This window comes from Mycobacterium sp. NGS41 (assembly GCF_059812725.1).
In genome coordinates this window covers 51,002-76,275 of the sequence record NZ_JCALDF010000012.1, presented here as the reverse complement: position 1 = coordinate 76,275, position 25,274 = coordinate 51,002, and the positions used below count along the sequence as shown (strand labels likewise).

42 protein-coding genes are annotated in these 25,274 nt (G+C 64.3%); 36 read left to right on the top strand and 6 right to left on the bottom strand.

Annotated features, from left to right (window positions below):
• Positions 1–45: 45 nt before the first annotated feature.
• The 4 genes from AC5Y21_RS13580 to AC5Y21_RS13565 all read right to left on the bottom strand — a co-directional run bounded on the left by AC5Y21_RS13580 (position 46) and on the right by AC5Y21_RS13565 (position 3,059).
• Entirely contained in the window at positions 46–1,614 is a 1,569-nt protein-coding gene (locus AC5Y21_RS13580; RefSeq protein WP_499912974.1) for a HAMP domain-containing sensor histidine kinase, read from the bottom strand.
• Complete coding sequence (gene mprA / locus AC5Y21_RS13575; RefSeq protein WP_499912973.1) at positions 1,614–2,300, bottom strand: two-component system response regulator MprA; 687 nt, start codon at positions 2,298–2,300, stop codon at positions 1,614–1,616. The genes AC5Y21_RS13580 and mprA overlap by 1 nt, the downstream gene beginning before the upstream one ends.
• Positions 2,301–2,518: 218 nt before the next feature.
• Entirely contained in the window at positions 2,519–2,692 is a 174-nt protein-coding gene (gene rpmF, locus AC5Y21_RS13570) for a 50S ribosomal protein L32 (RefSeq protein ID WP_499912972.1), read from the bottom strand.
• A gap of 169 nt (positions 2,693–2,861) precedes the next feature.
• Entirely contained in the window at positions 2,862–3,059 is a 198-nt protein-coding gene (locus tag AC5Y21_RS13565; protein WP_499913030.1) for a helix-turn-helix domain-containing protein, read from the bottom strand.
• A 197-nt stretch (positions 3,060–3,256) separates the two neighbouring features.
• On the opposite strand from AC5Y21_RS13565, the gene AC5Y21_RS13560 reads away from it, so the two are divergent.
• Positions 3,257–3,454, top strand: a complete 198-nt coding sequence (locus tag AC5Y21_RS13560) for a MerR family transcriptional regulator (RefSeq protein WP_499912971.1) — start codon at positions 3,257–3,259, stop codon at positions 3,452–3,454.
• A gap of 156 nt (positions 3,455–3,610) precedes the next feature.
• On the opposite strand, the gene AC5Y21_RS13555 is transcribed toward AC5Y21_RS13560, so the two are convergent.
• Positions 3,611–3,913, bottom strand: coding sequence for a hypothetical protein (locus AC5Y21_RS13555; protein ID WP_499912970.1), 303 nt, complete (start codon positions 3,911–3,913; stop codon positions 3,611–3,613).
• 148 nt (positions 3,914–4,061) lie between these two features.
• Between AC5Y21_RS13555 and AC5Y21_RS13550 the strand changes: the two genes are divergently transcribed.
• The 10 genes from AC5Y21_RS13550 to AC5Y21_RS13505 all read left to right on the top strand — a co-directional run bounded on the left by AC5Y21_RS13550 (position 4,062) and on the right by AC5Y21_RS13505 (position 8,406).
• A complete protein-coding gene (locus AC5Y21_RS13550; protein ID WP_499912969.1) occupies positions 4,062–4,256 on the top strand; it encodes a hypothetical protein in 195 nt (64 codons plus the stop codon).
• A 121-nt stretch (positions 4,257–4,377) separates the two neighbouring features.
• Complete coding sequence (locus AC5Y21_RS13545) at positions 4,378–4,572, top strand: hypothetical protein (protein ID WP_499912968.1); 195 nt, start codon at positions 4,378–4,380, stop codon at positions 4,570–4,572.
• Positions 4,569–4,982 carry a death domain-containing protein gene (locus tag AC5Y21_RS13540; RefSeq protein ID WP_499912967.1) on the top strand — a complete coding sequence of 138 codons (414 nt, stop codon included), beginning with the start codon at positions 4,569–4,571 and terminating at the stop codon, positions 4,980–4,982. Before AC5Y21_RS13545 ends, AC5Y21_RS13540 begins: the two co-directional genes overlap by 4 nt.
• 60 nt (positions 4,983–5,042) lie before the next feature.
• Complete coding sequence (locus AC5Y21_RS13535; RefSeq protein WP_499912966.1) at positions 5,043–5,306, top strand: hypothetical protein; 264 nt, start codon at positions 5,043–5,045, stop codon at positions 5,304–5,306.
• Complete coding sequence (locus AC5Y21_RS13530) at positions 5,303–5,620, top strand: hypothetical protein (RefSeq protein WP_499912965.1); 318 nt, start codon at positions 5,303–5,305, stop codon at positions 5,618–5,620. The genes AC5Y21_RS13535 and AC5Y21_RS13530 overlap by 4 nt, the downstream gene beginning before the upstream one ends.
• Positions 5,617–5,772, top strand: a complete 156-nt coding sequence (locus tag AC5Y21_RS13525; protein ID WP_499912964.1) for a hypothetical protein — start codon at positions 5,617–5,619, stop codon at positions 5,770–5,772. Before AC5Y21_RS13530 ends, AC5Y21_RS13525 begins: the two co-directional genes overlap by 4 nt.
• Entirely contained in the window at positions 5,769–6,044 is a 276-nt protein-coding gene (locus AC5Y21_RS13520; protein ID WP_499912963.1) for a WhiB family transcriptional regulator, read from the top strand. The genes AC5Y21_RS13525 and AC5Y21_RS13520 overlap by 4 nt, the downstream gene beginning before the upstream one ends.
• A complete protein-coding gene (locus tag AC5Y21_RS13515) occupies positions 6,041–6,967 on the top strand; it encodes a PD-(D/E)XK nuclease family protein (protein ID WP_499912962.1) in 927 nt (308 codons plus the stop codon). The genes AC5Y21_RS13520 and AC5Y21_RS13515 overlap by 4 nt, the downstream gene beginning before the upstream one ends.
• Positions 6,964–8,118, top strand: coding sequence for a recombination directionality factor (locus AC5Y21_RS13510; RefSeq protein ID WP_499912961.1), 1,155 nt, complete (start codon positions 6,964–6,966; stop codon positions 8,116–8,118). The genes AC5Y21_RS13515 and AC5Y21_RS13510 overlap by 4 nt, the downstream gene beginning before the upstream one ends.
• A 24-nt stretch (positions 8,119–8,142) precedes the next feature.
• Positions 8,143–8,406 carry a YegP family protein gene (locus AC5Y21_RS13505; RefSeq protein ID WP_499912960.1) on the top strand — a complete coding sequence of 88 codons (264 nt, stop codon included), beginning with the start codon at positions 8,143–8,145 and terminating at the stop codon, positions 8,404–8,406.
• A gap of 142 nt (positions 8,407–8,548) precedes the next feature.
• Here AC5Y21_RS13505 and AC5Y21_RS13500 read toward each other — a convergent pair whose 3' ends face one another.
• On the bottom strand, positions 8,549–9,202 hold the full coding sequence (locus AC5Y21_RS13500) for a hypothetical protein (RefSeq protein ID WP_499912959.1): 654 nt from the start codon (positions 9,200–9,202) through the stop codon (positions 8,549–8,551).
• On the opposite strand from AC5Y21_RS13500, the gene AC5Y21_RS13495 reads away from it, so the two are divergent.
• From AC5Y21_RS13495 to AC5Y21_RS13375, 25 genes are all read left to right on the top strand, one after another.
• On the top strand, positions 9,180–9,845 hold the full coding sequence (locus AC5Y21_RS13495; protein ID WP_499912958.1) for a DUF6745 domain-containing protein: 666 nt from the start codon (positions 9,180–9,182) through the stop codon (positions 9,843–9,845). The two genes, AC5Y21_RS13500 and AC5Y21_RS13495, sit on opposite strands and share 23 nt — an antisense overlap.
• A 33-nt stretch (positions 9,846–9,878) precedes the next feature.
• Positions 9,879–10,289: a DUF8820 family protein gene (locus AC5Y21_RS13490; protein ID WP_499912957.1), complete on the top strand. Its 411-nt coding sequence runs from the start codon at positions 9,879–9,881 to the stop codon at positions 10,287–10,289.
• Positions 10,290–10,460: 171 nt separating this feature from the next.
• The gene (locus AC5Y21_RS13485; RefSeq protein ID WP_499912956.1) at positions 10,461–11,285 is read left to right on the top strand and encodes a hypothetical protein; all 825 of its coding nucleotides are present in this window, start codon (positions 10,461–10,463) and stop codon (positions 11,283–11,285) included.
• On the top strand, positions 11,282–11,665 hold the full coding sequence (locus tag AC5Y21_RS13480) for a hypothetical protein (RefSeq protein WP_499912955.1): 384 nt from the start codon (positions 11,282–11,284) through the stop codon (positions 11,663–11,665). The genes AC5Y21_RS13485 and AC5Y21_RS13480 overlap by 4 nt, the downstream gene beginning before the upstream one ends.
• Positions 11,658–11,903 carry a hypothetical protein gene (locus AC5Y21_RS13475; RefSeq protein WP_499912954.1) on the top strand — a complete coding sequence of 82 codons (246 nt, stop codon included), beginning with the start codon at positions 11,658–11,660 and terminating at the stop codon, positions 11,901–11,903. The genes AC5Y21_RS13480 and AC5Y21_RS13475 overlap by 8 nt, the downstream gene beginning before the upstream one ends.
• A complete protein-coding gene (locus AC5Y21_RS13470) occupies positions 11,900–12,175 on the top strand; it encodes a hypothetical protein (RefSeq protein ID WP_499912953.1) in 276 nt (91 codons plus the stop codon). Before AC5Y21_RS13475 ends, AC5Y21_RS13470 begins: the two co-directional genes overlap by 4 nt.
• Positions 12,172–12,384 carry a hypothetical protein gene (locus AC5Y21_RS13465; protein WP_499912952.1) on the top strand — a complete coding sequence of 71 codons (213 nt, stop codon included), beginning with the start codon at positions 12,172–12,174 and terminating at the stop codon, positions 12,382–12,384. The genes AC5Y21_RS13470 and AC5Y21_RS13465 overlap by 4 nt, the downstream gene beginning before the upstream one ends.
• Before the next feature lie 172 nt (positions 12,385–12,556).
• Complete coding sequence (locus AC5Y21_RS13460) at positions 12,557–12,784, top strand: RusA family crossover junction endodeoxyribonuclease (RefSeq protein WP_499912951.1); 228 nt, start codon at positions 12,557–12,559, stop codon at positions 12,782–12,784.
• Positions 12,781–13,749, top strand: coding sequence for a hypothetical protein (locus tag AC5Y21_RS13455; RefSeq protein WP_499912950.1), 969 nt, complete (start codon positions 12,781–12,783; stop codon positions 13,747–13,749). The genes AC5Y21_RS13460 and AC5Y21_RS13455 overlap by 4 nt, the downstream gene beginning before the upstream one ends.
• Before the next feature lie 113 nt (positions 13,750–13,862).
• On the top strand, positions 13,863–14,141 hold the full coding sequence (locus tag AC5Y21_RS13450) for a hypothetical protein (protein ID WP_499912949.1): 279 nt from the start codon (positions 13,863–13,865) through the stop codon (positions 14,139–14,141).
• Positions 14,141–14,299: a DUF6131 family protein gene (locus tag AC5Y21_RS13445; RefSeq protein ID WP_499912948.1), complete on the top strand. Its 159-nt coding sequence runs from the start codon at positions 14,141–14,143 to the stop codon at positions 14,297–14,299. Before AC5Y21_RS13450 ends, AC5Y21_RS13445 begins: the two co-directional genes overlap by 1 nt.
• A 676-nt stretch (positions 14,300–14,975) precedes the next feature.
• Positions 14,976–15,341: a hypothetical protein gene (locus tag AC5Y21_RS13440; protein ID WP_499912947.1), complete on the top strand. Its 366-nt coding sequence runs from the start codon at positions 14,976–14,978 to the stop codon at positions 15,339–15,341.
• 3 nt (positions 15,342–15,344) lie between these two features.
• Positions 15,345–17,153, top strand: a complete 1,809-nt coding sequence (locus tag AC5Y21_RS13435) for a hypothetical protein (RefSeq protein WP_499912946.1) — start codon at positions 15,345–15,347, stop codon at positions 17,151–17,153.
• A 9-nt stretch (positions 17,154–17,162) separates the two neighbouring features.
• Entirely contained in the window at positions 17,163–18,725 is a 1,563-nt protein-coding gene (locus AC5Y21_RS13430; RefSeq protein WP_499912945.1) for a phage portal protein, read from the top strand.
• Positions 18,706–19,485 carry a VG15 protein gene (locus AC5Y21_RS13425; RefSeq protein WP_499912944.1) on the top strand — a complete coding sequence of 260 codons (780 nt, stop codon included), beginning with the start codon at positions 18,706–18,708 and terminating at the stop codon, positions 19,483–19,485. The genes AC5Y21_RS13430 and AC5Y21_RS13425 overlap by 20 nt, the downstream gene beginning before the upstream one ends.
• Positions 19,486–19,544: 59 nt before the next feature.
• A complete protein-coding gene (locus AC5Y21_RS13420) occupies positions 19,545–20,255 on the top strand; it encodes a hypothetical protein (RefSeq protein ID WP_499912943.1) in 711 nt (236 codons plus the stop codon).
• 17 nt (positions 20,256–20,272) lie between these two features.
• Positions 20,273–21,229 (top strand): SU10 major capsid protein, encoded by a 957-nt coding sequence (locus AC5Y21_RS13415; protein WP_499912942.1) that lies wholly within the window; start codon positions 20,273–20,275, stop codon positions 21,227–21,229.
• An 11-nt stretch (positions 21,230–21,240) separates the two neighbouring features.
• On the top strand, positions 21,241–21,480 hold the full coding sequence (locus AC5Y21_RS13410; RefSeq protein WP_499912941.1) for a hypothetical protein: 240 nt from the start codon (positions 21,241–21,243) through the stop codon (positions 21,478–21,480).
• Positions 21,467–22,138 (top strand): Gp19/Gp15/Gp42 family protein, encoded by a 672-nt coding sequence (locus AC5Y21_RS13405; RefSeq protein ID WP_499912940.1) that lies wholly within the window; start codon positions 21,467–21,469, stop codon positions 22,136–22,138. Before AC5Y21_RS13410 ends, AC5Y21_RS13405 begins: the two co-directional genes overlap by 14 nt.
• Complete coding sequence (locus tag AC5Y21_RS13400) at positions 22,138–22,488, top strand: hypothetical protein (RefSeq protein WP_499912939.1); 351 nt, start codon at positions 22,138–22,140, stop codon at positions 22,486–22,488. The genes AC5Y21_RS13405 and AC5Y21_RS13400 overlap by 1 nt, the downstream gene beginning before the upstream one ends.
• 2 nt (positions 22,489–22,490) lie before the next feature.
• Positions 22,491–22,829, top strand: coding sequence for a hypothetical protein (locus AC5Y21_RS13395; protein WP_499912938.1), 339 nt, complete (start codon positions 22,491–22,493; stop codon positions 22,827–22,829).
• Positions 22,829–23,320, top strand: coding sequence for a phage tail termination protein (locus AC5Y21_RS13390; RefSeq protein ID WP_499912937.1), 492 nt, complete (start codon positions 22,829–22,831; stop codon positions 23,318–23,320). The genes AC5Y21_RS13395 and AC5Y21_RS13390 overlap by 1 nt, the downstream gene beginning before the upstream one ends.
• 13 nt (positions 23,321–23,333) lie before the next feature.
• A complete protein-coding gene (locus AC5Y21_RS13385; RefSeq protein ID WP_499912936.1) occupies positions 23,334–24,275 on the top strand; it encodes an Ig-like domain-containing protein in 942 nt (313 codons plus the stop codon).
• Positions 24,276–24,360: 85 nt separating this feature from the next.
• Positions 24,361–24,843, top strand: coding sequence for a hypothetical protein (locus tag AC5Y21_RS13380; protein ID WP_499912935.1), 483 nt, complete (start codon positions 24,361–24,363; stop codon positions 24,841–24,843).
• Positions 24,777–25,274, top strand: a complete 498-nt coding sequence (locus AC5Y21_RS13375; protein ID WP_499912934.1) for a hypothetical protein — start codon at positions 24,777–24,779, stop codon at positions 25,272–25,274. The genes AC5Y21_RS13380 and AC5Y21_RS13375 overlap by 67 nt, the downstream gene beginning before the upstream one ends.

Genomic DNA, 25,274 nt, shown 5'->3' with positions numbered 1-25,274 from the left:
CGTCTTTAGATCATGTCGGCCTGATTGCCAACAGTAACTGCACTACTACTTTGCGCGCGCGGACTGAGAGTCCACTGAGACAACGTTCGTCGTAGCCGGAGAGTTCGCGCCAATTCCAGTCGCATTTCCTGCGGGATCGGTGGACGCCTCCGCCTGAGCCGTCGGCCCCACTACAGCCTCTGCAGGTTCCCCAGACTCCGACTCTGGAATGGGCATCGGCCGTCCGGGTAGCAGCACGTAAATCGAGGTTCCCGGAGGTTGGCCCCCCGGCACGGTGTCCTCCACGCGCAGCAATCCACCATGGTTGAGTACCACCTGTTTGACAATCGCAAGCCCCAAACCTGAACCAGGCAACGCCCGCGCCGTCGTCGACCGGTAGAACCGTTCGAACACCAGGCGCCGCTCATGGGGCGGAATCCCGGGGCCGTGGTCGGAAACCACCAGCTCAGCGTGCGATGCGTCGAGCTGGCGCAGCATGATGCCGACGCGGCCGCCCGGCGGGCTCCACTTGGCGGCGTTATCCATGAGGTTCAGTGCCGCACGCGACAAGCCGGTGACGTCGCCGTAGACCTGCCACGGGGTCACCTGGGCATCAAAGTGGATGTCGTTGCGGCGCCGCCTGACGCGTTCCAGGCTGCGGTCGATGACCTCAGACATATCGACAGGCTCGTGCGCGACCTGGCCGGCGTCGCCGCGGGTGAGGTCCACCAGGTCGCCCACTAGGGTGGACAGTTCCTCGATCTGGGCGAGCACGTCGGCGCGCAGGTCGACCATCTCCTGCTCCGGCAGCCGCGGCGCTCCGGGCTGCATGGACGCCATCAGCAGTTCGACATTGGTGCGAAGCGAGGTCAGCGGGGTGCGCAATTCGTGCCCGGCGTCGGTGACCAGCCGTGCCTGGCGCTCCCGGGACTCGGCCAGCGCCCGCAGCATCAAGTTGAAGGCCTCGGTCAGCCTGGCCAGTTCGTCGCTACCGAACACCGGGATGGGCCGCAGGTCATCGGTGCGCGCCACCCGCTCGGCCGCTTCGGTGAGGCGAGCCACCGGCCGCAGCCCGGCCCGGGTGACCATGCCCCCGGCCACCGCGGCGACCGCGACACCGATTCCACCGACCAGCAGCAGCACAAAGCGCAGTTTGGTCATCACGGCCTCGGTCGGGCGCAAACTCTTGGAGATCAGCAGTGAGCTGCCGTTGGACAGGTGGATGGCGAGTATCCGCTGATCGGCGGCGGTGCGCCAGGACTCGAACAGCTCGCCGCGGATGACCGCTTTCTCAGCCGGCCCCACCGGCAGTGTCTGGCCTGGCAGATTGGCGGTGTAAATGAACTCACCCGGGCTCACCAGCATTGCGCTGACGTCGGAATAGGCGGTGCCCTCGATGGCCTTTCTGGGATCGGCTGCCAGCGAACCGCTGTTGATCAGCAGCTGGGCCCGGCTCTGCAGCTGGTTATCGATGTCGCTGTAAAGGGCAGCCGAAATCACGGCATAGACGGCGGACGCCATCAGGATGACGACCATCGCCACCATGGACATCGCCAGCAGCATGACCCGCCACCGCAAAGACAACGAGCTGGACGCTCGCAACGGTGCGTGCCGTTGCCGCTGGACCCGAACCATCAGGGTGGTGTCTCCCTCAGGACGTAACCCACCCCCCGGACAGTGTGAATGAGCCGCGGTTCGCCGTCGGCCTCTGTCTTGCGCCGCAAATAGCCAACGTAGACCTCCAGCGCATTGCCCGAGGTGGGAAAGTCAAAACCCCACACCTCCTCAAGAATGCGGCTGCGAGTCAGTACCCGGCGCGGGTTGGCGATCAGCATCTCCAGCAGGGAGAACTCGGTACGGGTGAGGCTGATCCGACGCTGCCCGCGGGTGACTTCGCGGGTCACCGGGTCCAGTGTCAGGTCGGAGAACTGCATCGCCACCGACTCGGCGGCGTCCTCGGGCTTGGTGCGGCGCAGCAGCGCCCGCATGCGCGCCAGCAACTCTTCGAGGGCGAACGGCTTCGGCAGGTAGTCGTCGGCGCCGGCGTCGAGGCCGGCAACGCGCTCGGAAACCGAGTCGCGCGCGGTAAGCACCAGAATCGGCAGGTCGTCGCCGGTGCTACGGAGGTGACGGCACACCTCAAGGCCGTCCAGCCGCGGCATCATGACATCCAGGACCAGCGCGTCGGGCCGATCGCTGGCAATCATGTCGAGGGCTTCAACCCCGTCGTGGGCGAGCTCTACCGAATATCCATTGAACGAAAGTGACCTGCGCAGCGACTCTCGCACCGCGCGGTCGTCGTCAACGACAAGGATTCGCACGCGAACCAGTGTCTTACGAGTGCCTGAGAGCGGGCTGAGAGGCGCGCCGTGGCTCGGCTTCGTGGACGCTCCCGTCACATCCGTCACTTTGGTCTCCGCCGGGAAGGATGTCTCTCTGTTTTCAGCTACCAGCGACAGCGAGTTGTCGCTATTAACCGGACAGCGGAGCACCAAGATCTACGGCGGCTGTGATTCCTGCGGCGCACGGCTCCGGATGGCTAGCGCTTGTCGAGATCGACCAATCCCAGGCGGGCCGCCTTGAGCAGCCTGCGGGGCACCTTGTGCTTGTGTCCGGCCACCGTCACACCGACGAGCTCGGTCCGGGTGGCCTTCCACTGCGCGCGCCGGCTTCGGGTGTTCGCGCGCGACATCCTGCGCTTGGGTGTCGCCATGGTCGGGCCTCACTCCTCGGTTGGGGTTTCGGGACGGTCTCGCGCGGCATGGTCATGCGATGACATGCGGTGCTCCCCGTACAGGCAGTCAAGGATAGTCGGTGAGCTGCTGGCCACCAAAACGGCGGCTGAGCGAGCGCACCGGTTGACGGGACGCCGTCGACACCCGCTAACCTACCGGTTGGCCGGAAGGCCTGGTTGGAAAGTCGCCGGTGACATCTAGGAGCCAACCGGCAGACACCCCCGTTAACGACTCGACCCTCTTCGCGATAGCGACGATGTCACCTGGTCGAGAGTGCCCGGCCTCCCATGACGAATAGACCTTCCGGCTGACACCGATGGCGGCGGCCATCTGTTCCTGGCTCATGCGAGCGACATCCCTGCGCACCTTGCGGACGCGGTCGCCGAAATTGAATTGGGGGTGAGCCATACCCACTGTTGCGGTACTCATAGTCCGTCAATGTAGCTATAGATACCCGTAGTTGTCTACACCTACGTAAAAATTCACGACGCGCGCGGACGGTCGTTGACACGCTTGGCTAGCTATAGCTAGTGTTCGTGCCTATGGCCAAAAGCCCTAGCGATACCTCGGAAATACTCTCCATCAGCGAAGCAGCCGAAATCCTCCAAGTCAGCTTCAGCACCCTGCGCCGCTGGGACCGAATCGGACACCTGACTCCCATCCGCCTGCACCCCGGCAGCCCCCGGCGCTACCTGCGAGCCGATGTCGAAGCCCTGATGCACACGGACGCCAGCGCATGAGCGGGTCAGGCCTGTCGGACGCCCGCGTCCGTGAGATCGTCCGCGACGAGCTAGCCGATGTCGTCGAGCACCTGCTCGACGCTTTCCAGCCATCACCCTTCGGCGCCGAGGCCACCTTCTCATTCCTGACTGCGCCGATAATGGCCGCCGACATCGTCACTTCGGCCCGTCAGCAGGGGGAGTCCCTCGTTGCGTCAGTGCTTGAGCTATCGCGGCGAGCACAGCCAGTCCAGCGATCTGCCCCTGATTCTTCTTCATCTGAGCCTCGTTCAACTCTGATTCAGAGATTTCGATCAGCCACCACGCCGCCCAGGCTGCTGGCCGAATGTACAGCGACACTGGGTCGACGAGTTCGGGCAGTAGGGCTTTCACTCCGACGGCTTCGCCCGTGGTTGCCGCAACTGAAAGCTGTGTGGCCAACGCGGTCATGTCGACCGATTCGTCTAGTCGATAGGACATGGACTCACCGGCTTTGTGAGTGGCTGCCTGTAAGGCAACGAATCGCATCATGGTTTTCTCCTTCGCTGGTAGGTGACACTCCGAGCGTAGGAGACGGGTCTGGCCCGGCTGGGGAAGTCGGGCCAGACCACCCCCAAGGCGGCACAGCATGACTCGCCTGCGGCCTCCGCTGCTCGTCGTCGCGCTGATCTCCACGCTCTACGCCACTGTCGCGTTCGTCGGCGGCCTGGACTCCGACTTCAAATGGTCCGCTCTGACCGCCGCCCTCTGCCTGTTCGCGACGATCGCGCTGGAGTACGCCGAGCATGAGCGGCGCCGCCGCGACGGCGAGGAACTGTCGTGACCCCCATGTCTGGCCCGTGTCGTGAAGTAGCCCGCGATGCGCGCCGGCCCGCGCTGGTCATTTACCTTCTCCGGCGCGGGCCTTCCAGCTTTGCAAGACTCCAAAATAGTTGGAGGTCAATGTGATTAACGACCCAACCGACAGCCTCACCCTCCCCGCTGTTGACCCGCTCCGCGCCGAGATCGGAGAACTGCGGCATCGCCTCACCGACGCGCTGGCTGCCACCGCAGCCGCCCAGGCCGACGCGCGGATCTGGAAGGCAAACGCCGAGTATTACGCCGCAAAGCTGAGCAGCCTGGCAGAGGTACGGCGATGACTGTGCTTGGCGCCGCTCGCTCCTTATTCACCCTCGCCGGCCAGGCGCGAGACGCGCTGTGTTTTCTGCTGACCGATGAGGATCCGTTTCGGCTCGGCGTATCGCCCGACGGCGAGCCGATCCAGAATTCCGCCGCGTCGCCAAATAGCGACACCACCACAGCCTCAGCGGCGGATAGCCCCTGCGGGTCAGAGCTTCGGGCTCACAACCCGCAGGGGCGCCCTAACGGGATAACCGGGGTTACTGGCACCGTCCTCGACGGTCTTTTTACCCCACTGATGCAGCAGCGACCGCTGGGCTTAGAGGACATCGCCGACCGGCTCGACACCCTCAACGTGATCGTCGAGGACATCCGAAACCTGATGCAGCACAGCGCCGAGGCGCAAGACAAGTTCTTCGGCTTCAAGTAGAAGCCCCCGGGCGCGGCAGCACCCGAGGGCTAACCCACCAAGAAAGGAACCCAAATCCCGATGAGCATCCCAAGGATAACCGGACCGATGCGGATATTGCGCAGACGCCGCACCCAAGCCCTGCCGCTGGTCGTCGCTGAGCCGGTCATGACCGATGACGATGTCGATTTCTGGAGCGACATCCTTTATCTGCGCTCGTTGCTGGACAGTCTTGTCGAGTGCTGCGACCTCACCTGCTTCGCGCTGACGCCGCCGCCATGGTCGGCTGAGTTGGATGCCGCGCTGGAGTTGGTACACGCCGATTTCGACGGAAAAGCAGCATGATCCGCGTGTTCCTGGCCTCGGCAGTCATCACCGCCTATACCGCAACGCCAGCCGCGCACGCCGACCCCACCGGGCCGGCGCTGAATTACGCGCGATACAACGCCTCAGCAGTCTGCTCCACGCTGGACGACTATCCCACGCTGCCCGGCCTATCGGGTGTGCTGACCGGTGTCCAAAAGGACTCGGGCTTCAGCACCGCCGAAACCGCGCAGGTAGTCGTGTATGCGGTCAGTAACTACTGCCCACGGCATCTGCCGCTGCTGAACAGATTCGTCGCAACCTACGCGCCGGCCCAAGGACAGGTGATCGCATGAGCGCCATCCTGGCGCAACGGATGCGTGACGCCGCCAACACCATCGAAGAAGTCTCCGCACTGTTCGGATACCCCCACCCAGAGCAGCCGAGTTGGTCCGCGCATGAACTACGCGACGAAGCCAACCAGCTTGATAAGGATGGTCCGGCGTGACGGCGTTTCCTGGCCGCGCCCAGGCCAGCCACCGCCCCGCTCGCCACGCCGAAGACCTCGGCTGGCTGAAGCAAGCCGCCTGCGCGGGCAAGACAACGCGAATCTTTTTCCCGCACAAAGGACAACGCCACGACCACGCCAAAGCCATCTGCAAACACTGCGACGTCAAAGGCCAATGCCTGCAATACGCGCTGGACAACAACGAGCAGTACGGCATCTGGGGCGGCCTGGGCGAAGACGAGCGCCAAAAGCTCAAGAAAGGCGCCGCATGACCACCACACCACAGCTCGGCCAAGAAGCCCTCGACGTCGAATCCCAAGCCGCAGACGACCTCGTCCTGTGGTCCGTCACCACCATCATCGGCGTCCTCGACAAACCAGCCCTGCTCTACTGGGCCGCCGAACAAACCGCCAACGCCGCCATCGACAGCGCCGCCACCTGGCAAGCCATGCTGGAGGACGAAGGCCGCGACGCCGCCGTCAAATGGTTGCGCGACGCCAGGTTCCGCCGCCCCAAAACCAGGCTCTCCGACACCGCGTTCGGCAGCGTGGTCCACAAAGTGTGTGAAACCTACGCTCTCACAGGCGAAAAGCCCAGCAAGGAATTCGTCAGCGAGCTGATCATCCACGAGGGCGGACCCCAGGTCGATGTCGACGGCGAACTCGCATTGGTCGGAAAATGCCTGGCGCGGTTCGACGAGTGGCTGCACCGATTCCAACCCTCCTACCAAGCCACCGAAGTCTGCGTCTACAACCCCACCTACGGCTACGCCGGCCAGGCCGACGCCTTCCTGACGATCGACGGTGTCCGCTTCATCGTCGACTACAAGTCGACCCGCAACCCGCGCGACGGCCAAGGCCGCCCCAAAACCCCCTACCCAGAACAGGTCGGGCCGCAGCTGGCCGCCTACCGCAACGCCGACTACGCCGCCGTCTGGCGCCCCCGCCGGTTCGAGAAGTTCCGTCGCCGCTACTACCTACTCGGCGCAGACGAACGCGAACTCGCCGTTCCCGTACCAGAAGTCGACACCGGCCTCGTCATCCAAATCACCCCGGAAGCCTGCGACGCCTACCCCATCCAGTGCGACACCGAAGTGCACGAAGCGTTCTTGTACATGATCGAGGCGTTTCGGTGGGTCAACGAGACCAGCAAGAAAGTCATGGGTAAGCCGCTAGTAGAGGCAGGCGTGAAATGATAATCGATTTGCAACGCCGCATCTCCGAGGTCGGCCGCATCCGCATCGGCCAACAAGTCCCAGCCGGAAAAGGCAAGCGCCCCACCAAACTCGACACCTTCAGACTCACGTCGCCGGACCGCAACCGCATCCACCAAGCCGCCCTCCTATACGGCGGCCAACCCGCAGAGTGGCAAGCGCCCGCCGGCAACCAATGGGAAGTCGTCACCGAAACCGACACCCTCCCAGTGATCGTGCCGCCCTCAGATATGGCGTTCAACCAGAACTACGAACTATGGAGTGGTGGTGGCTGCCAACGCCGCTGCGACGGCGCCAACGAATCGATCAGCGAAGGCCCCTGCCTCTGCGACCCCGATAACCGCGAATGCAAAATCCACTCCCGGCTGTCCGTCATGCTCAGGGATCTTCCCGGGCTCGGCGTGTGGCGCATCGACAGCCAAGGCTTCTACGCCGCGGTCGAACTCCAGGGCGCCGTCGAAGTCGTCCAGCTGGCGGCCGGCCGCGGCCAAATGCTACCCGCCCGACTACGACTCGAACAACGCATGGTCAAACGCCCCGGCCAAACCACAAAGCGATTCGCCGTCCCAGTACTCGACATCGAGGTTTCACCGGCGCAGCTACTCGGCGGCACCCAAATACCCATCGCGGACGGTACCCCCGGCACGATCGCAATCGAACCACCCCGCCAGCCAGCGATCGACGGATCGGCCCCGCTCACACCAGTTCCCGAAACGGTGCGCGAGGCGCCCGCCGCAAGCGTCGCCGAGCAAGCCACCACCACCACCATACGGGAACGCAAGCCTCGCAAGAACGCCGCGCCACCAGTGCCGCGCACTGGAATCAAGCCACGCACCGCGGCGCAAGCACAGGCCGCCGCCCGGCCGCAACCAGAAGACCTTCCAACACCATCCGAGCCCCCGCCCGACGACCGCGACGATGACGACAAAGTCACCAAGCCGCAACTGCAGAAGCTCTCCATCCTGCGCCAACGCGAAGGCTACGCCGACGACGACAACGGCCGCACGGACTGGTTCCGATGGGTCGAAAGCAACATCGCCCGCCTGGTGGCAACCAACAAAGACCTGACGAAAGCCGAAGCGTCAGTACTCATCGATGTATTGGAAAGCGCTCAGACTCAAGACAATCGCTGACACCAGACAGGAAGTAACACCCCTATGGCCCTCGACCTGCCCCCAGTCATCTTCGTAGACCTCTACCAGACCAAACCGCGCCCCTGGCAGCGCCGGCCACAAACCTGGCGATGGCGCGCAATCAACGCCGGCAACAACCGCATCCGCGCCCACAGCGGCGAGGCATACACCAACCGCCAAGACTGCCTCAACGCCATCACCCAACTCTTCGGCCCCGACACCAACGTCTACCTACGCCAAGATGGCCAAGACAACCAACCACTTCGTCGCGCAGAAGCCACACGATGACCAAAAAGAAGCTCACCCAGCTCACACCAGCACAGCACGACCGCATGGCCTCGTTCGCGCAGGAATGGATCGAATACGGCTGGCGCACAACACCCCTCACCGAAGAGGAGTGGGCGGTATGGGAAGCTGGCGCGCGTAAATGCTACGAGTTCGCGGGTATTCCGTGGCCTGGCGTGGTGGTGCGGGTGCCCTCGCCGATCGTCGGAGCGTTCGCGGCGCCGATCGCCGGCCACATCCTCGACGAGGCGCGAAAGAACGGACTCAGCGTTGGGGCCAGCGTCTGGGACAGCGTTGGGGCCAGCGTTGGGGCCAGCGTCGGGGCCAGCGTCGGGGCCAGCGTCTGGGACAGCGTCGGGGACAGCGTTGGGGCCAGCGTCGGGGCCAGCGTCGGGGCCAGCGTTGGGGCCAGCGTCGGGGACAGCGTTGGGGCCAGCGTCTGGGACAGCGTCCGGGCCAGCGTCTGGGACAGCGTTGGGGCCAGCGTCTGGGACAGCGTCGGGGACAGCGTTGGGGCCAGCGTCTGGGACAGCGTCCGGGCCAGCGTCTGGGACAGCGTTGGGGCCAGCGTCGGGGACAGCGTCGGGGCCAGCGTCCGGGACAGCGTCCGGGCCAGCGTCCGGGCCAGCGTCCGGGACAGCGTCGGGGCCAGCGTCGGGGACAGCGTCGGGGCCAGCGTCTGGGACAGCGTCGGGGCCAGCGTCTGGGACAGCGTCGGGGCCAGCGTCTGGGACAGCGTCGGGGCCAGCGTCTGGGACAGCGTCCGGGACAGATGGGTGCAATACTTCTCGCGGCACAATTGGGCTGATTGGAACGCCTTCATCGCCTACTTCCGCGACGTCGTCGAACTCCAACTCGACCAAAACATCTGGGACCGCGCACGCGCCTGCGAAGACGCCATGTCAGCCGGCTACTGGTGGCCCACCCGCGCCTTCGTCATGGTGTGCGACCTACCCAGCGAGCTACACATCGAATCCGCGGGCGGCCGCCACCGCCTGCACTGCGAAACAGGACCAGCAGTCGCATGGGCCGACGGCTGGGGCGTCTACTCCTGGCACGGCACACGAGTCCCCGCCGATCTGATCGAAACCGACTGGGACGTCGAGAAGATCATGGACGAGTCGAACACAGAGGTGCGGCGTTGCGGTATCGAGAAACTCGGCTGGGATCGCTTCGTCACCGCCGCGGGAATGAAACTCGCGGACGAGGCCCCCGATCCGGGCAACCCTGGGCAGATGCTGCGTCTGTATGACGTGCCGCGCAGCGTGCTGGATCTGCCGGTGCGGGTACTCGTCGCGCACAACGCGACCCGGGAACGTGACGGCTCACGCCACACATTCGGACTCACCATCCCAACCGACTGCCGCACCGCAACCGCGGCGGCGGCCTGGACGTTCGACCTCACCGAACGTGAATACAAGAAGTTGGCCCGCGCAACCTAGCCGTGCCGAAACACAAGGAAAGGAAACACAATAATGGCAACAACCACTCAGATGATCGAGGCCACCGGTGTCGACGTGTGCACCACCCAGGACCTCGACATCGACATCCCGGTGCTGGCTGGTGTGCAGCGCCAGGGCGACGTCCTCATCCGCCCCGCCATCGGCATCCTCGCCACCACTGCGGTGCCGAGCACCGGAACCCCAGTTGTCCGTGGTGAATCCGGCGGCAACACCCACACCATCTACGCCGCCGACGGCCCCGTGTACTGCGACGTCCAGCCCGGTCCCACGCGGGACTTGCGGGTAGCGCTGCTGTCCGTGCCCGAGGGCTCCACGGCGTATCTGGGTCATCCTGAGCATGGCTATCAGGGCATCGCGCCGGGCAGCTATGAGATCCGTCGGCAGCGGGAAATGGCTGAAGAAATCCGCATGGTCGCCGACTGACGAAATCAGCCCGGTGGGGCGCGCATACCGCCATATGGTGACCGGCCTGGTGGCCGCTTGCAGCACGGAAACCACTTCTGCTGCCTGGACTGCCTCATGCGGTGGGCCGCAGAAAACAGCGAACCAACCGAGACCATCAATGCCTGAACAAACCCAGGAGGTGACAACGTAATGCCTCACTTCCGCGTCGACGACGGCCTCGACGGACACCCAAAAACAGAGCGCGCAGGCGACGACGCACTCGGCATGTGGGTCCGCGCGGGCTCATGGTCCATGCGCTACCTCACCGACGGATTCATACCCGACTGGTGGGTAAAAAAGCAGCCGAAAGGCCCGCAAAAAGCGAAGAAACTCGTCGCGGCCGGCTTCTGGCACGACGGCGCGGAACAGGACGGTCAAAGTGGCTATCAGTTCCACGAATTCGTCGGACCTGGACGGCAGGACAGCAGAGCAAAGATCGAGGCAGACCGCGAATTAGCCCGAAAACGCAAGCAAAAGTCACGCATGGAGTCACAGGAGGAGTCACAGCGTGACAACCAGCGTGACGGACGCCGTGAGTCACACACGGAGTCACGGCGAAGTCCCGGGTATACCCAACCCAACCCATGTAAAGAGAACTCTGGTTACCTCCCAGAGTCAGCTACGGAAAGCACCGCGCGCGACAGCGTCGCTGCCACACCAGCAGCCGAACTCGTCCGCGCAACCATCCCCCGCGAAATCAACTCCGCCACCCAAACCAAACTTCGCATCCGAGCCGGCGAGCTGCTCAAAACCGGAACGTCGCCCGACGTCGTGGAAGAAGCGCTAGCCGACTGGGCCACCAAAACCGGAATCGGACCCGACGTCCTCGCATCCCTAGCCGCCGACGTCGTCAAACGCCGCAACGGGCACACCCGCGACAAACCGAAGCACAAACTACGAACCATCGCCGAACTAGCCCAGCAAGAACGCGCCCGAGAACTCCAAAACGCCCGCACGCCAAAGGGAATCGAATGAGCAACACCGCAGACGCCCTCGAAGTCATGGCCGTTGTCGCCGCCTGCCACCACCGCACCGCCCCACGCATGGACGACGAACAGGCCACGCTCGCAACAGCTCTCATCTGGGCAGAGCTATTCGCCGTCTACAAGCTAGAGCTGCCCGACCTCGTCGCCGCTGTGAAGAAACGAGCGCTCGCCCACCCCGAGGCGCCGGAGCCCGCCGAGATCATCCAGTTCTCCCGCGAGATCCGCCGCGAACGGGCCGAACGTGAATCCGACGCCGAACGCGAAGCACGGCAGGACCGCCAGGACGCCGCGCTGGAAGCACGCAACCGCGACAAACTCGCGGCGATCGTGGCGCCGATCGCCGAAGCGAAAACGGTCGAAGATGCCTAACGCTGACCCCCGCGACCCGCACGCCGCCGAGCGCCTGGCCGCCCGCGAACACGCCTACGACGCCATGCTCCACGACCTCGACCCGCACCTCACCCCGGCCGCCATCGACAACTGCACCATCTGCGACCACGAGGGCTACCGACCCAACGGCCGCATCTGCGACCACATCGACCACTCCACCGCCGGCCAAGCCGCCCGAGCACAAATCCGCGAACTACTCGCGAAGGGCAAGCCATGACCCTCGCACGCCAACGCAGCATCGCATCACTGCTCGCCCGCCACACCCGCCTCACCGACCCAGAAGACGGCCACACCCTCGGCTGCCTCTGCGGCGCACCAACAGCCCGCCTCGACCACTTCAAGCACCTCGCCGAACTCATCGACCAAGTCATCGAAGCAAGCATCGAAAGAGCCGACCACGAGCTCCTGGCCGCACTCAACGGAGTCTTTACCGAGCGCGCCATGAAGCGCGTCCGGACATGGCGACGTGACGAGGATCAGGCGTCATGACCACCACCAACCCACGCGTCGGTCTCGACGAAGACGGCACCCTGGACGACTTCTGCGCCACCGACGTCAAACTCGTCCACTTCGAAGCCATCGACGACACTGCCTGGTACGCCACCATCGAAACCAACGCCGGCGATATCTGGCAGCTGAACTTCGGCGCCCACAACTCCCGAGCCCGCGGCTACTCACGAGCCGAGCAGCTCCAATGAGCGTCGAGGTTCTTCGTTCCCGGCAACCCGAAACCCCAAGGCTCCAAACGCCATGTCGGCCGCGGCATCATGGTCGAATCCTCCAAAGACCTCGGCCCCTGGCGCGAACGCATCGCCCTCGCCAGCCCACAACGCCATGCACGGCCAGCCGCTCCACACAGGACCGATCACAGTGCTGCTCTCGTTCGTGTTACCCCGCCCAAAATCCGCCCCAAAACGAACCACCCCACCCGCCACACGCCGCCCCGACATCGACAAACTCGCCCGCGCATGCCTTGACGCACTCACCGGAACCGTCCTGCACGACGACAGCCTGATCACCAACCTGCACGCCACCAAACGCCTCGCCGAACCCACCGAAACCCCAGGCGTGCACATCCGCGTGGAGCCCAACCAGTGACCGACTGCAAAGCCTGCACCGCACCCACCGAACTGTTCCTCTGCCCACGCTGCACCGAAGAACTCCACGCCAACCTGCTCGCACTCACCCACGGCCCCTACGTCACCGCCGCCGCCGGCCACACCACCTCCGGCGGCCAATGGCGCATCGAACGCCGCACCCCCGGCCTACTCTCCAACCTCAACGACGTCGTCATCCGCCAAACCCGCATCGGCAACGGCGGCGGCCACCGCAAACGCGGCGACGAAATGCCCGCCCTCTACGAACCCGACACCGAAGCCGGGAAAATCACCAAGCAAGCACAGGCCGGGAAACTACTCACCACAGCCCGCAACACCCTCAACACCATCGCCCGCAAGATCCGTGCGCCACACTCGGAAGCACCAACCCACATCGACGCCACGAGCATCGCGCAATGGCTGGCATCACACTCGCACGCCCTGGCGCACAACGAATCCGCCGGCCAATGGAAACGCGAAATCGACACCCTCATCCGACGAATCGAAAAAGTCATCGACCGCCCACCAACCCCACGCTTCTGCGGCCCCTGCACCCACTACACCGAACACAACCGCCACTGCGGCCAGCTGCTCTACGCCAAACGCGAAGCCATCGAAGTCACCTGCACCGCCTGCAAAACCACCCACAACATCGAACAACTCGCCCGCAACCTCGAAAACCGCGCCGACGTCATGCGCTTCACCAGCACCGAAATCCTCACCATCATGAACACCCTCGGCACCCCCATACCCGAACGCACATGGTCACGCTGGCGCAAAGACCGCCGCGTCAAAGTCCGCGGCTACAAACGCCCCGACAACCCCGACGGCACCCGCGGAGCCGTACGAATCCACCGCCACAGCGACAACGACGAACCCGTCTACCGCCTCGCCGAAGTTCGCAAGGTCTACGCCACAGCCATCAGACACGTCGACGCGTTGACCAGCGAAAAGATATCGGTGTGATAGTTTGGCCGACGAAACCGGTGCTGACCAACCATGCCCGGACCCCGAAACGCCGCTACTGCCATCGCAGGGCGGCGTTTCTCGTACCACGAACAACCGACGGGACAACGGCGATGGTCGCAGGACGCGAAGCCACACCCCAAGACGCACGCTCCACCGAAAAGCTCATGAACTACTGGGCCCACGGCGCCGGCGCAGCCAAAATCAACTGGGGCACACCCGGCGACTTCGACCGCTGCGTCACCGAACTCGGCAAGTACGTCAGCCCCAACATCGTCAAAGGGCTCTGCTCCAACCTGCACCAGAAAGCTACCGGCGCACGCCCAGGCCACGCACCAGGCGAACAAGCAGCAGGCGCAGCCAAAAAGGCAACCGAGAAAGCAGGTCACTGATGATCGTCCTCGGCCTGGTGCTCATCATCCTCGGCTACCTACTACCAGTCCCACCCATCCTCATCACCCTCGGATGGATCCTTCTCGTCATCGGCATCATCTTCTGGATCCTCGGCGCAACTGGCCGCCCTATCGCAGGCAGACGCCACTGGTGGTGACCAAATGACATGGGGTCAAGGACGCTACGTCAGCCCCAAGGTCAAAGCCACAGTCAGGCGCCGCGACAAGGTATGCCAGCTCCAATACCCAGGTATCTGCACCACCCACATTGACCAGTTCGACCATCCCACCAACCTCGCGTCACAAGGTAAGCCACGCACCTCAGTCCTCAACCCACGCGAAGTTCAAGGCGTCTGCATCCCTTGCCACCTACACAAGACAGCACTTGAACGCCGAGCCGGCCGCGCCCTTGCCATCCAACAGCGCGGCACCCTAAGCCGCCGTAACCGTGACCTTGAACCACACCCAGGAAGGCTCACACCTTGAACACCACCGAGATCTTGCTGCTGGTTGCCGATATCTTGCTTGGTCTGATCCTCGTGGTTCCGTACGCACGCCGCCCCTAGGCCCTCACCGCACCCAGCGTTCAACCACCCACCACGTTCACCCACCGACACCTACCTTCACTGCAAGGTCATGATTCTTTCACCACTCTGACCTCACATCACCGCAGGTCAGAGCCTTGACGAGTCCCGGGAGGGGGTACGGGGTGCCCCCCGGAGGGCCCCAGTCCCGCACCGGAATGCATAGCAGCCGCGCGGCAGCGTCCGGCGGCCGCCCGTTTTTGCCGCGCCGAGGTGGCGCCGCACTGAGCGACCCAGGAGGCCGCCGAAAATGTCTGAAACCGTGTCCAGACCGAGCATCCCGAAGAACCTGCGGGCCGCCGGCCGAAAGCTGTGGCGCGAAGTCGCCGGCAAGTACGTCCTGCGGCCCGACGAGCTGCGCATCCTGGAGGACGCGTGCCGCGAGGCCGACCTCATCGACCAGATCCAGGCCGGTATGTCGGACGCCCCGCTGTACATGACCGGGTCGATGGGCCAGAAGGTCGCCAACCCGCTGTTCGGCGAGATACGCCAGCATCGGGCGACGTTCGCGTCGCTGATGCGCCAGCTGGCGCTACCCGACGAGCGCTCCGGGGAGTCGCCGCGGTCGGTGGGTGCGCGGAAAGCCGCGAACGCGCGCTGGGGCAAGTCGGCCTAACTGGTGGCTGTTGCGCGGTCGGTCGCGCTGGTCAAGCAGCACGACTACGCGCACATCATCGGCTGGTATCGGGAGACGCTGCCGAAGGTGCCGCCGCCGGTGTTCAGCCGGTGGGAGCCGGTCAGGCTTGGTCCGACGTGGGATTGGACGCCGGAGCGGGGCTGGAATCTTCCCGAGTACAGCATGGGCTGGGAAATGCTCGGCTGGTGCGGATACTGGCTGCGGGATTCTCGTGGGCAGGATTGGCAGTTCACGGCTGAGCAGGCACGGTTCGCGCTCTGGTATGACGCGATCGACGAGGCCGGCGGTCTTTTGCACCGGACTGCGGTGCTGCAGCGGCTGAAGGGCTGGGGCAAAGACCCGTTTGCGTGCGCGGTGTCGGCGTTTCGGGCGTTCGGTCCGACGGTGTTCGACCGCTGGGAGGCTGGCGAGCCGGTCGGCCGCGACGAGGACGCGGCGTGGGTGCAGATCACCGCGGTCTCGAAAGAGCAGACGGCGAACACCATGAAGCTGTTCCCGGTGATGATCTCCCAGGAGGCGCGCAGCCGGTTCGCGATCCAGATCGGCCGTGAGAACGTTTGGGGGCTGGACGATACCCGCCAGATTCAGGCCACGAGCTCGAATTACCTGGCTCTTGAGGGGAATCGGGTCACGCAGGCGATCCGTAACGAGCCGCAGAACTGGAACAGCTCGAATCAGGGCCATGAGCTGGCCGGGACGATCGACGGTAATGCGACCAAGATGAGCGGGCGCATTCTGGATATCGAGAACGCGTACCGGCCGGGCGAGGACAGTGTTGCGGAGCGGGTTCGGGAGGCGTGGGAGGCGACGCAGGCTACCGAGGATCGGGGCGCCAAAGCGTTGGGGTTCGGGATGCTGTACGACTCGCTGGAGGCACCACCGGAGGCTCCCCTGTCGGCTGAGGCGGCGCCCGAGGTCCTTGAGGTGGTGCGGGGCGACTCGACGTGGTTGTTGATTCCGTCGCTGGTCGAGTCGATTTTGAACGGTTCGAACATGCCGTCGGAGTCGCGGCGCAAGTGGTACAACCAGATCACTGCGACCGCGGATGCGTGGACGACACCGCAGGAATTCGACCACTGTTTTCGTGATGAGCGGCCCGAGCCGGGCGACTCGATCGTCATTTTCGGGGACGGGTCGAAGTCGGATGACCACACGGCGGCGGTGGGCTGCCGGTTATCGGACGGGATGGTGTTCCCGATCGGGATCTGGGTGCCGAAGAAAGCCCGCATCTCGGGTGGTCGCGAGGTAACGCTGCCGATCGACCGCGACAAGGTTGATCACGAGATCCGGGCCGCGCTTGAGACCTACGACGTTCACGGGCTTTGGTGGGATCCCTCCGATGCCCGCGACGAAGAAACCGGTGAACGGTACTGGGAGCCGTACTGCGACGGCTGGGCCAAAGACCACGCGCGGCGGCTGAGGCGCCTGCCGGCGGTGAAGACCGGAGTCGGCCAGCACCATGTCGTCTGGGACATGCGTAACCCGATGCATTTGAAGGCGCACACCGAGGCATGCGAGCGGACCGTGACCGACATCGTGGACCAGGCGATGTTCCACAGTTGCCCGCAGCCCAACAAAGGCGGCCTGGGTGTGCTGATGCGCCAACACGTCCTGAACGCGCGCCGGCGGCCGAACAAGTTCGGGATCGGGATCGGCAAAGAGCACCGAGAGTCGCGGAAGAAGATCGACGCGGCGGTGTGCATGGTCGGGGCCCGGTTCATGCGGGCGCAGCTGGTCGGCGCGGACAAGAAGGGCCGCGCCCCGGGCAAGGGCCGGATCATCACCTACTAGGAGGCTGAATTGACGCAGGCGCTGTCGACCGCCTCATGGATGGCGATCCCCGGCGAGCAGGTCCCGTTGCTGATGTTCTCCCCGGACGTCAGCGCCACCGACCTGTCGGACACTGAACGGCGTGTGATGTCGTTCCTGTCGTCGCGGGTGATGGATGGTAAGCGCCGCGTGGAGATCGGGCTGTCGGAACTGTATTACGAGGGCCTGAATTCGGTCCCGTCGCTGGGAATTTCGGTGCCTCCGGAGTTGGAGCCGCTGCGCGCGATCCTGGGTTGGTGTCAGGCCGGGGTGGATGCGCGTTCGGAACGGTTGAATGTCCAAGGGTTTCGGATGCCCGGCGAAACGGAAGTGAATTCTTCGCTGCAGGAGATCTGGCAGCACAACAACCTGGACGCTGAAGCGCCGATGATCCACGAGCAGGCGTTGCAGACCGGCATGTCATACGCGATCGTCGGACCGTCCGATGACAGTTCGGGTTTCCCGGTGATCACCACCGAATCGGCGGTGAACATGGCGGCGTCGTGGGATCCGCGGAAACGTGAAATCTCGGCGGCATATCAGACCTACAAGGACAACGATCCGGCGTCGGACACCTACGGCAAGCAACTGGCCACCCTGTACACCCGCGACACGATTGTGCAGCTGATCAGCGGCAAAGAAGGCTGGTCGGTCCAGGACCGTAATGACCACCAGCAGGGTTTCGTTCCGGTGGTGCAGTTCACCCCGCATCCGAAGTTCGATGACCGCCTCCAGGGGCGTTCGGTGATGACGCCGGCGTGGCGCAATACCCAGGACCGGGCGTGCCGCACGCTGGTCCGGATGGAAGTCGCTGGCGAATTCTTCGCCGCGGCGAAGATCTTCATTCTCGGCGCGTCCGAAGAAGCGTTCCAGAAGAAGGACGGCACCAAGGCCTCAGCGTGGGATACCTATGTGGGCCGGATCTCCACCTTGGAAGCCGACGAGAACGGGGAACTGCCGCAGATCGTGCGGATCGCCGGGGAATCCCCGGACGGGTTCATCCGGTCGCTGGATCAAGAGCGGTCCATCATGGCCGGGCACACCGGGCTGGCGCCGCAGTATCTGGGGATCTTCTCAGACGGCAATCCGGCGTCTGCTGACGCGATCCGCATGTCGGATTTCCGCCTGAAGACGATCGCGGACCGCCTGGCGCTGCCGCTGGGCAATGAGTGGGAACGGTTGATGGTGATGGCGCTGAAGATCAGCGGCGAATACAACCAGAAGGCTGACCAGATGGAAACCGACTGGGGCTACACCGGCATCCCGACGCCGAATGCTGACGCGGTGACCGTCACCACCCAGGTTGCGGCGGGCATGATCCCGGCGACCGCTGACGACGCGCTAGCTCGCTGCGACTGGTCTCCGGTTGAACGTGAACGGATCAAGGCCGAACGTACCAAGCAGCAGGGCTTGGCCACGATAGGCGCGGCGCTGGCCGGACTGAAACCGCCCCAGCAGCCGCAGAGCCCGCAGCAACCGATGGACGGTCAGCAACCCCAGGCTTTGGGCGCGTTGAACACGGCGCGGACCACTGATGCCGCCAACGCCGGATAACGTCGCCTCCCAGCGGCAGATCAACGCCGGCATCGTCGCGCTGGCCGCCGCGCAGACCGCGCAACTGTGGCCGCAGATCGATTGGGAATCGCCGGCAGCTGCTGAAGCGGTGCGGACACTGTACGGCGCTGTCGTCGACCGGTTCGGCCAATCGGCGGCGGCGGTCGCCGCACAGTTCTACGACGAGACCCGCGCACAAGCTGGACTGCCGACCAGCTATACGGCGACGATGTCTGATCCGCTGCCGCCGGTGATGCTCGACAAGATCGTCACGTCAGCGTTCCTGGGTGGCGAACCCGCCCAGGACATCCCGGAATCGGAACAAACGACCAGCGACCTGCCGACCGACGAGAGGGTGCCGTCCCGGCTCGACGACGCGCTGCAACGCCTGGTGCTACAACCGGGCCGAGAAACCATCGCCGAGAACACCGCGAAGGATCCCGAGCGGCCGCGCTACGTCCGGGTACCACAAGGAGCTAAGACGTGCGCGTTCTGCGTGATGATGGCATCACGCGAGCTCGGCGCCAGGTTCAGCGGCTACGCGTCAAAGCAGCGCGCCGGCGGCACCGAGGGCACCAAGTACCACAGGAACTGCGACTGCGAAGCGGTGCCGATCTTCCCTGGCCAGGACATCGCCGAGGTCAGCCCCAGCTTCGGCGACTACCGCGACATGTACTCCAAGGCGGCGGCTGACGCCGGCACCGGCCGCGACACCAAGAAGATTCTGGCGTCGATGCGCAAACTTCACGGCCTGCACTAATTTTCACCCCCGGTCAAAGTGGGCCGAGGGTTTGTTATGCCCAGGAGGCAAAACCAGTTATGACCGCTCCCACCCCGAACCAGATGCCCGGTGCCGCACAGACGCCAGCCGCCCCCGCGCCGCCTGCCGAACCGCAAGCACCGCAGACCTCCCCACACTCCGAAGACCAGCCCCCCGCCGCCCCAGCAGAAGCCGCCGCAGCGCCGGATGCCCGGCCGCCGTGGGAGAAGACCGGCGAAGACTTCAACCCCGAACGCGCTTGGAACCTGATCCAGAACAAAACCAGGGACCTCGCTGAGTTGAAGGCGAAGACCGATCCGATTATCGCCGAATGGGAAACGCTGCGTCGCGCCTCGCAGACCGACTTGGAACGCGCGCACGAAGACGTCACCGCACTCACCGGCGAACGCGACACCTGGCGCGCACGCGCGATCCGCGCCGACGCCCGCGCACTGGCCGACCGATTCATCGACGCCGACGCCGCCATCGCCCTGATCGGCGACCTGAGCGAATACGCCACCCCAGACGGGCTGGATCAGCCGAAGCTGATGGCCCGCTTCGACAAACTTGCGGCTGACAAACCTCATCTGGTCGCGGCACCGCCGCAACCACCGGGATTCACCCCCAACCGTGCTCAAAGCAGTTCAGGCAACGGGACTTTGACACCCTCTCAGATCGCTTCCCAAGCGGAAGCGGCCGGCGACTTCAAAACCGCAGGACGGCTGAAGGCGCAACAACTCGTCGATATGAAGCCGAACGGCGGCTTCTGATCTAGAAGGGAGCCGACATGGCTACCGTTTCCGGGCTGGGCACAACCTACAACCTGCCCAACTACACCGGGGAGTTATTCAATGTGGCTCCCGCAGACACCCCGCTGCTCTCCGCGATGGGCGGACTGAACAGCTACAAGCGGGTAACCGCAACGCAATTCGAGTGGCAGACTGAAGGGCTCGAAGCCACCTCGGCAAACAACTCCAAGGTGGAAGGTGCTGCCGCGCCGACCGCTTCGGAAGTGTCGCGGTCCAACGTCTCCAACGTGGTGGAGATCCACCAGGAAGCCGTCGAGGTCTCCTACACCAAGCAGGCCGCAGTCGGCCAGCTGAACGGCATCGCCACCCAGGACGGCATGAACCCCGTCACCGACGAACTTCAGCACCAGATCAACCTGAAGCTGAAGAAGATCGCCGTCGACATCGAGAAGTCGTTCCTGTCGGGCACCTACCAGAAGCCGGCCAACAACTCGACCGCACGGCAGACCCAGGGCCTCATCGGCGCAGTCAGCACCAACGTGTTCGCCAACGGCGGCACCGGCCGCGCTGTGTCCAAGTCGATCATCGACTCGGCGCTGGCGACGATGTACGCCAACGGCGCACCGCTGAACCAGGACAACACCGTGTTCATCGTCGGCGCCGCGCAAAAGGTCGCACTGGGCAACCTGTACGCCGCCGGTTCGCTGAACCAGCCGACCATGACCCGCAACGTCGGTGGCTTCAACCTGGACACCATCATCACCGACTTCGGCACGTTCGGCATCATGCTCGACCGCTACGCGCCGGCCGGGTCGCTGATCGTGGCGGACCTCTCGGTGCTGCACACCGTGTTCTTGGAGATCCCCGGCAAGGGAACGCTGTTCGTGGAACCGCTGGCCAAGACTGGGGCGTCGACCAAGTACCAGCTGTACGGCGAGGTCGGCCTGGAGTACGGGCCCGAGGTCTACCACGGCATCATCAACGACCTCAGCTAAGGAGCGGGGATATGGCTAAGTTCCGTTCGTCCAAGGGGTTCAACTTCTCCGAAGACGGCTCCGAATCGTGGGCGATGTTCACCCGCGTACCCGACAGCAATCCTGCCGTGTACGAATTCGAAACCTCCGACAAGAAGGTCATCGACCGGCTGAACAAGATCGACGGCGTCGAAGAAGTCCACGAGAAGACGCCGGCAAGGAAGCCGACGAAGGCGTCAGCTTCCGCCGGTGAAGGCGATGCCGCTTCCTAGCAGCTACGCCGCCGCCGACGATCTGGCCGGCTACTGGCGACCGCTGACCGACGCCGAGCAGTCTCGGGCAACCGTGCTGCTCGGCGCGGCGGCGGATCGCATCAACGAAATTCCCGGCGCGGACGGCTTCGCTGCCACAGCGTGCAAGTGGGTGTCGCTGGACATGGTCAAGCGGGCCATGGTCGGCGGAGACGGCGACGGCGTCAAGACGCAGTCGCAGTCCATGGTCGGCATGACGGTCAACCAGTCCTACGCGAATCCGACTGGCGCGCTGTACATCACCAGCAAGGAAGTCAATCGGCTGCGCGGCAGGTTCGGGCAGTCGGCCGGCTCGGTGGTGCTGTCGTCGAATGCGCGGGTCGGCTTGGAGCCATGGGAATTTCAGCCGCTGCTGCAAACCCCCGGTGAAACGCAATGGATCGTCATGTATCCGGCAGAAACTGAGCTGTCGCCGGGTGACGAGCGGCAACTGGCGGTACTGACGGCCAGCGACTTCGAATACGCCGACCGCACCAGTTATGCGCATTTCAGCAGTTCGGATCCCACGGTGGCAACGGTGTCCGGCGACGGCCTGGTTGCCGCGGTCGGCGTCGGTTCGGCTACCATCACCGCCGCCTATGAAGGTTTGCACGCGGTCTGCGCGGTGACGGTGACCTGATGGGACTGATCTCGGCGCCGTACGCGCCGCTGGTGCCGTTCGAACGGCTGACAGAAGACGCGGACGGCAACACCACCCCGTCCAGCCTGGGCAGCATTGCGGCGGTTGTCGAAATGACCGGCCCGGGTTTGGAATCCGGGTCGGGCACCACCTACGCGCAAGGCGGTACTGTCGCCGTCCCGCGTGGCTCCGATTTGAAGGTCGGTGACCGTTTCCTGTGGGCCGGGGCGCACTACCTGCTGTCCGGCGGCCCGAATGGCGACATGAATCATCCGATGACTGGCGCCGACTTCGGGTGGGTGACGTTCAGTTTCATCGGCCAGATCGCGCGCTGGGGGAACAGGGGATAGCGGTGGAAGTGGACCTGCTGTACCCCAACCCGGCTATTGCCGCCGCGCTGACGGTCGGCTGCGCACCGGCCATCCAAGAGCTGACACAGTTGGCGGCGACGATGTGGAAGACCGAAGTCGCCAAACGCAGCGGACGGCTGGCCGCGTCCGCGCAAGTCGACGTCGGGATCGGCGGTGTGCACCACGACCGCACAGTCGGACATCTGACGGTCGGCCTGGGACTGGCCTACGGAGCGGCGCACCAGTTCGGACATCACAGCGCCGGTGTCGCCGGAACCGGAATGTACGTGCGCGGCGCCCATGAACTCAACCGTGTACTGGAAGAAATCGGCGGCATGTGATGGCGCTGACGCTGCCAGACTTCTACAAAGGCGGATTCCCCGACGTCGAAAAAGATGTGCTGCGACCACTCTTTCAGCCGTGGCTGCCCAGCACCAACGTCGTGTCATGGATCCCCAAACCCGACGTGTATGAAGCTGAGATCGCCGCTGGCCGCAGCTATCTGCGGACCTACCGCACCGGCGGCGGATTCAACTTCGACGAGAACCGCGACCAGCCGCGCGTGCAGTTCGCCGCGTTGACCGGGTCGCGTAACGACTCCTGGGCGCTGATCGAATTTGTGCGCCAGGTGCTTTGGTGCTTCCTGAACCAGGCGACACTGGTTCCCGGAACCACTCATAATCTCGGTGTGGAAGGCGAAGTCGCTGGCCCACAACTGATTCCGGAACTGTTGCAGGACGACAGATTAGTCCCGGTGACCTTCGAACTCTATACGTGGAGAGCGAAGGGGCTGCCCGACTACCGCGCGGCACTGAACCTTATCGACCTGTGAGAAAGGTAACGACATGTCAACCATTGCAGAGCTTCTGCAGGCCGGACAGCCCGATCTGGAATTGGCCGCCTGCACCCCGCGGGTACTGCTCGCGCCCTACATCGGCACCCAGCCGCTGCTGAACATCGAAGACGCCGCCACCGGCGGCCTGGACGCCACGAAAGTCGGCCTGGGAACCTCGCCGTTCGTGACGGTCGGCAACTACGAGAAGAAAGCCGGCGTGAAACTGTCGAACAAGCCGACGGTGAACAAGATCATGTCCGCCGGCTACGGCACGCCGACCCGGTACCTGTTCTCCGAGTCCGGTAAAGGCATCACCTACACGCCGCAGGAAATCAACTTCCTGAACCTGCAGAACAGCTGGGGCTTCACCCCCGACGCGTTGTCGACACCGTCAGCCAAGGGCGGCATCACCATCGCGATCCCCGAACTGCCGGCGCGGATCATCTGGCGTTGCGTGATGATCGCCGGCGACATCTACAACGGCAAGCCGGTGTACCTGTACTGGATAGCCAACCGCGCTGAAGTCGCTGACCGCAACGACATCAATGCCGTGGACTCCAACGTCTACGAGCAAGGCGTGTCGCTGGAATTCCAGACCGATCCCGCTCTGGGGCAAGACAAGAACGTGATCTTCGGGATCTGCGGCGACGGCTGGTTCGACCTCAACGACGTCAACAACACCGGCCTCTACCCGGCGATCACTGCGCTGACGACCAGCCCGGCCACGTTGAGCGTCACGGCCGCGACCGGGACTAACCACACCAAGCAGGTGACGGTCAAGGACTCCAACAACGAGGACCGCACCGCCCAGGCGACGTGGACCTCATCGGATCCGGCGAAGGCCACCGTGGACAGCACCGGAAAGGTCACCGGTGTGGCAGCCGGGTCGACGAACGTGACAGCCAGCTACCAGGGCGTCACCTCGTCGGCTTGCGCGGTGACCGTCTCCTAACCCCTCTCGGAAGCGGCCCCGCCGCGGGTCAGCGTCGCCCCGGGCGGGGCCGTTTCCGCACGACAATTCGAAAGGGCGAGTCAAGTTGGCTGGCAAAAAGGCGACAGGATCGCCACTGGGAGAGCCGTCGAGCAGGCTCGCGGATCTGTTCTCCAAAACCGTTGTCCCGCAACCCTACGCGGTGTCGGACAAGATCATTGTTCAGCCGCTGACGAAAACGGCGATCGAACAACTCACCGAACTGCAGAACCAGCGTATGGTCGGCAACTTCTTCCTCGCTGAAGCGCTGAAACGGCAAGGCGAACAAGCCCCGACCGATGATGATCTGGCGCAGCTGACGAAAATCATCAACGAAGCCGAAGCCGCCTACAACGAACTGTTTTTCGGTGACCAGCACGACAACGTGATGGCGTTCTTCGCTGACCGGCCCCAGGCGCACTGGCAGGCGTTCTGCACCGACATCAAAGCCGCGTTCATGCCTAGCGAACCGCTGACCGGCGCGTGCCCGCACTGCGGGCATGTGGTGGACGAAGAACTGGCGGGAAAAGGTTCCGAACCCTCGACCTGATCGAGCACTACTGGGATCAGATAGAGGGCGACTTCGCGCACCTGCTGCATGGCACCGATGCGCGCGACTGGATCCGTGGGATGCGGCCGTGGGACCAGTTCCTGAACTACTGCGACACGGTCGCGCAGATCCGCGGCGGCCGGCTCTACGCGGCGCAGCTCACCGACGAACGCTACTTCGACGAGATCAAGAAACGGCTGGCTGAATCGCGCACCAAGAATGCGCGACCACCGCTGCAAGGTCACACCGCTGAGGTGGACGCACTGTTCATGGTGGCCAACCAGATTCGGCTGCTGGTCCGCGCCATGACCCAGTCGGAAATCGAATTCATCGACGGCCCCGAAGGGCCTGCGGATCTGATCAAGGCCAGAGAAACCGAGGCGAGCTTCGCGATCGTGGATGCGGCGCTGGGATACAAGGAGGTGAGCTAG

Excerpts from the sequence above, each read along its gene's own strand:
- AC5Y21_RS13580 (WP_499912974.1), bottom strand. The coding sequence starts at position 1,614 with ATGGTTCGGGTCCAGCGGCAACGGCACGCACCGTTGCGAGCGTCCAGC.
- rpmF (WP_499912972.1), bottom strand. The coding sequence starts at position 2,692 with ATGGCGACACCCAAGCGCAGGATGTCGCGCGCGAACACCCGAAGCCGG.
- AC5Y21_RS13565 (WP_499913030.1), bottom strand. The coding sequence starts at position 3,059 with ATGAGCCAGGAACAGATGGCCGCCGCCATCGGTGTCAGCCGGAAGGTC.
- AC5Y21_RS13560 (WP_499912971.1), top strand. The coding sequence starts at position 3,257 with ATGGCCAAAAGCCCTAGCGATACCTCGGAAATACTCTCCATCAGCGAA.
- AC5Y21_RS13555 (WP_499912970.1), bottom strand. The coding sequence starts at position 3,913 with ATGTCCTATCGACTAGACGAATCGGTCGACATGACCGCGTTGGCCACA.
- AC5Y21_RS13550 (WP_499912969.1), top strand. The coding sequence starts at position 4,062 with ATGACTCGCCTGCGGCCTCCGCTGCTCGTCGTCGCGCTGATCTCCACG.
- AC5Y21_RS13540 (WP_499912967.1), top strand. The coding sequence starts at position 4,569 with ATGACTGTGCTTGGCGCCGCTCGCTCCTTATTCACCCTCGCCGGCCAG.
- AC5Y21_RS13535 (WP_499912966.1), top strand. The coding sequence starts at position 5,043 with ATGAGCATCCCAAGGATAACCGGACCGATGCGGATATTGCGCAGACGC.
- AC5Y21_RS13530 (WP_499912965.1), top strand. The coding sequence starts at position 5,303 with ATGATCCGCGTGTTCCTGGCCTCGGCAGTCATCACCGCCTATACCGCA.
- AC5Y21_RS13525 (WP_499912964.1), top strand. The coding sequence starts at position 5,617 with ATGAGCGCCATCCTGGCGCAACGGATGCGTGACGCCGCCAACACCATC.
- AC5Y21_RS13515 (WP_499912962.1), top strand. The coding sequence starts at position 6,041 with ATGACCACCACACCACAGCTCGGCCAAGAAGCCCTCGACGTCGAATCC.
- AC5Y21_RS13510 (WP_499912961.1), top strand. The coding sequence starts at position 6,964 with ATGATAATCGATTTGCAACGCCGCATCTCCGAGGTCGGCCGCATCCGC.
- AC5Y21_RS13505 (WP_499912960.1), top strand. The coding sequence starts at position 8,143 with ATGGCCCTCGACCTGCCCCCAGTCATCTTCGTAGACCTCTACCAGACC.
- AC5Y21_RS13490 (WP_499912957.1), top strand. The coding sequence starts at position 9,879 with ATGGCAACAACCACTCAGATGATCGAGGCCACCGGTGTCGACGTGTGC.
- AC5Y21_RS13485 (WP_499912956.1), top strand. The coding sequence starts at position 10,461 with ATGCCTCACTTCCGCGTCGACGACGGCCTCGACGGACACCCAAAAACA.
- AC5Y21_RS13480 (WP_499912955.1), top strand. The coding sequence starts at position 11,282 with ATGAGCAACACCGCAGACGCCCTCGAAGTCATGGCCGTTGTCGCCGCC.
- AC5Y21_RS13475 (WP_499912954.1), top strand. The coding sequence starts at position 11,658 with ATGCCTAACGCTGACCCCCGCGACCCGCACGCCGCCGAGCGCCTGGCC.
- AC5Y21_RS13470 (WP_499912953.1), top strand. The coding sequence starts at position 11,900 with ATGACCCTCGCACGCCAACGCAGCATCGCATCACTGCTCGCCCGCCAC.
- AC5Y21_RS13465 (WP_499912952.1), top strand. The coding sequence starts at position 12,172 with ATGACCACCACCAACCCACGCGTCGGTCTCGACGAAGACGGCACCCTG.
- AC5Y21_RS13450 (WP_499912949.1), top strand. The coding sequence starts at position 13,863 with ATGGTCGCAGGACGCGAAGCCACACCCCAAGACGCACGCTCCACCGAA.
- AC5Y21_RS13445 (WP_499912948.1), top strand. The coding sequence starts at position 14,141 with ATGATCGTCCTCGGCCTGGTGCTCATCATCCTCGGCTACCTACTACCA.
- AC5Y21_RS13440 (WP_499912947.1), top strand. The coding sequence starts at position 14,976 with ATGTCTGAAACCGTGTCCAGACCGAGCATCCCGAAGAACCTGCGGGCC.
- AC5Y21_RS13425 (WP_499912944.1), top strand. The coding sequence starts at position 18,706 with ATGCCGCCAACGCCGGATAACGTCGCCTCCCAGCGGCAGATCAACGCC.
- AC5Y21_RS13420 (WP_499912943.1), top strand. The coding sequence starts at position 19,545 with ATGACCGCTCCCACCCCGAACCAGATGCCCGGTGCCGCACAGACGCCA.
- AC5Y21_RS13415 (WP_499912942.1), top strand. The coding sequence starts at position 20,273 with ATGGCTACCGTTTCCGGGCTGGGCACAACCTACAACCTGCCCAACTAC.
- AC5Y21_RS13410 (WP_499912941.1), top strand. The coding sequence starts at position 21,241 with ATGGCTAAGTTCCGTTCGTCCAAGGGGTTCAACTTCTCCGAAGACGGC.
- AC5Y21_RS13405 (WP_499912940.1), top strand. The coding sequence starts at position 21,467 with ATGCCGCTTCCTAGCAGCTACGCCGCCGCCGACGATCTGGCCGGCTAC.
- AC5Y21_RS13400 (WP_499912939.1), top strand. The coding sequence starts at position 22,138 with ATGGGACTGATCTCGGCGCCGTACGCGCCGCTGGTGCCGTTCGAACGG.
- AC5Y21_RS13390 (WP_499912937.1), top strand. The coding sequence starts at position 22,829 with ATGGCGCTGACGCTGCCAGACTTCTACAAAGGCGGATTCCCCGACGTC.
- AC5Y21_RS13385 (WP_499912936.1), top strand. The coding sequence starts at position 23,334 with ATGTCAACCATTGCAGAGCTTCTGCAGGCCGGACAGCCCGATCTGGAA.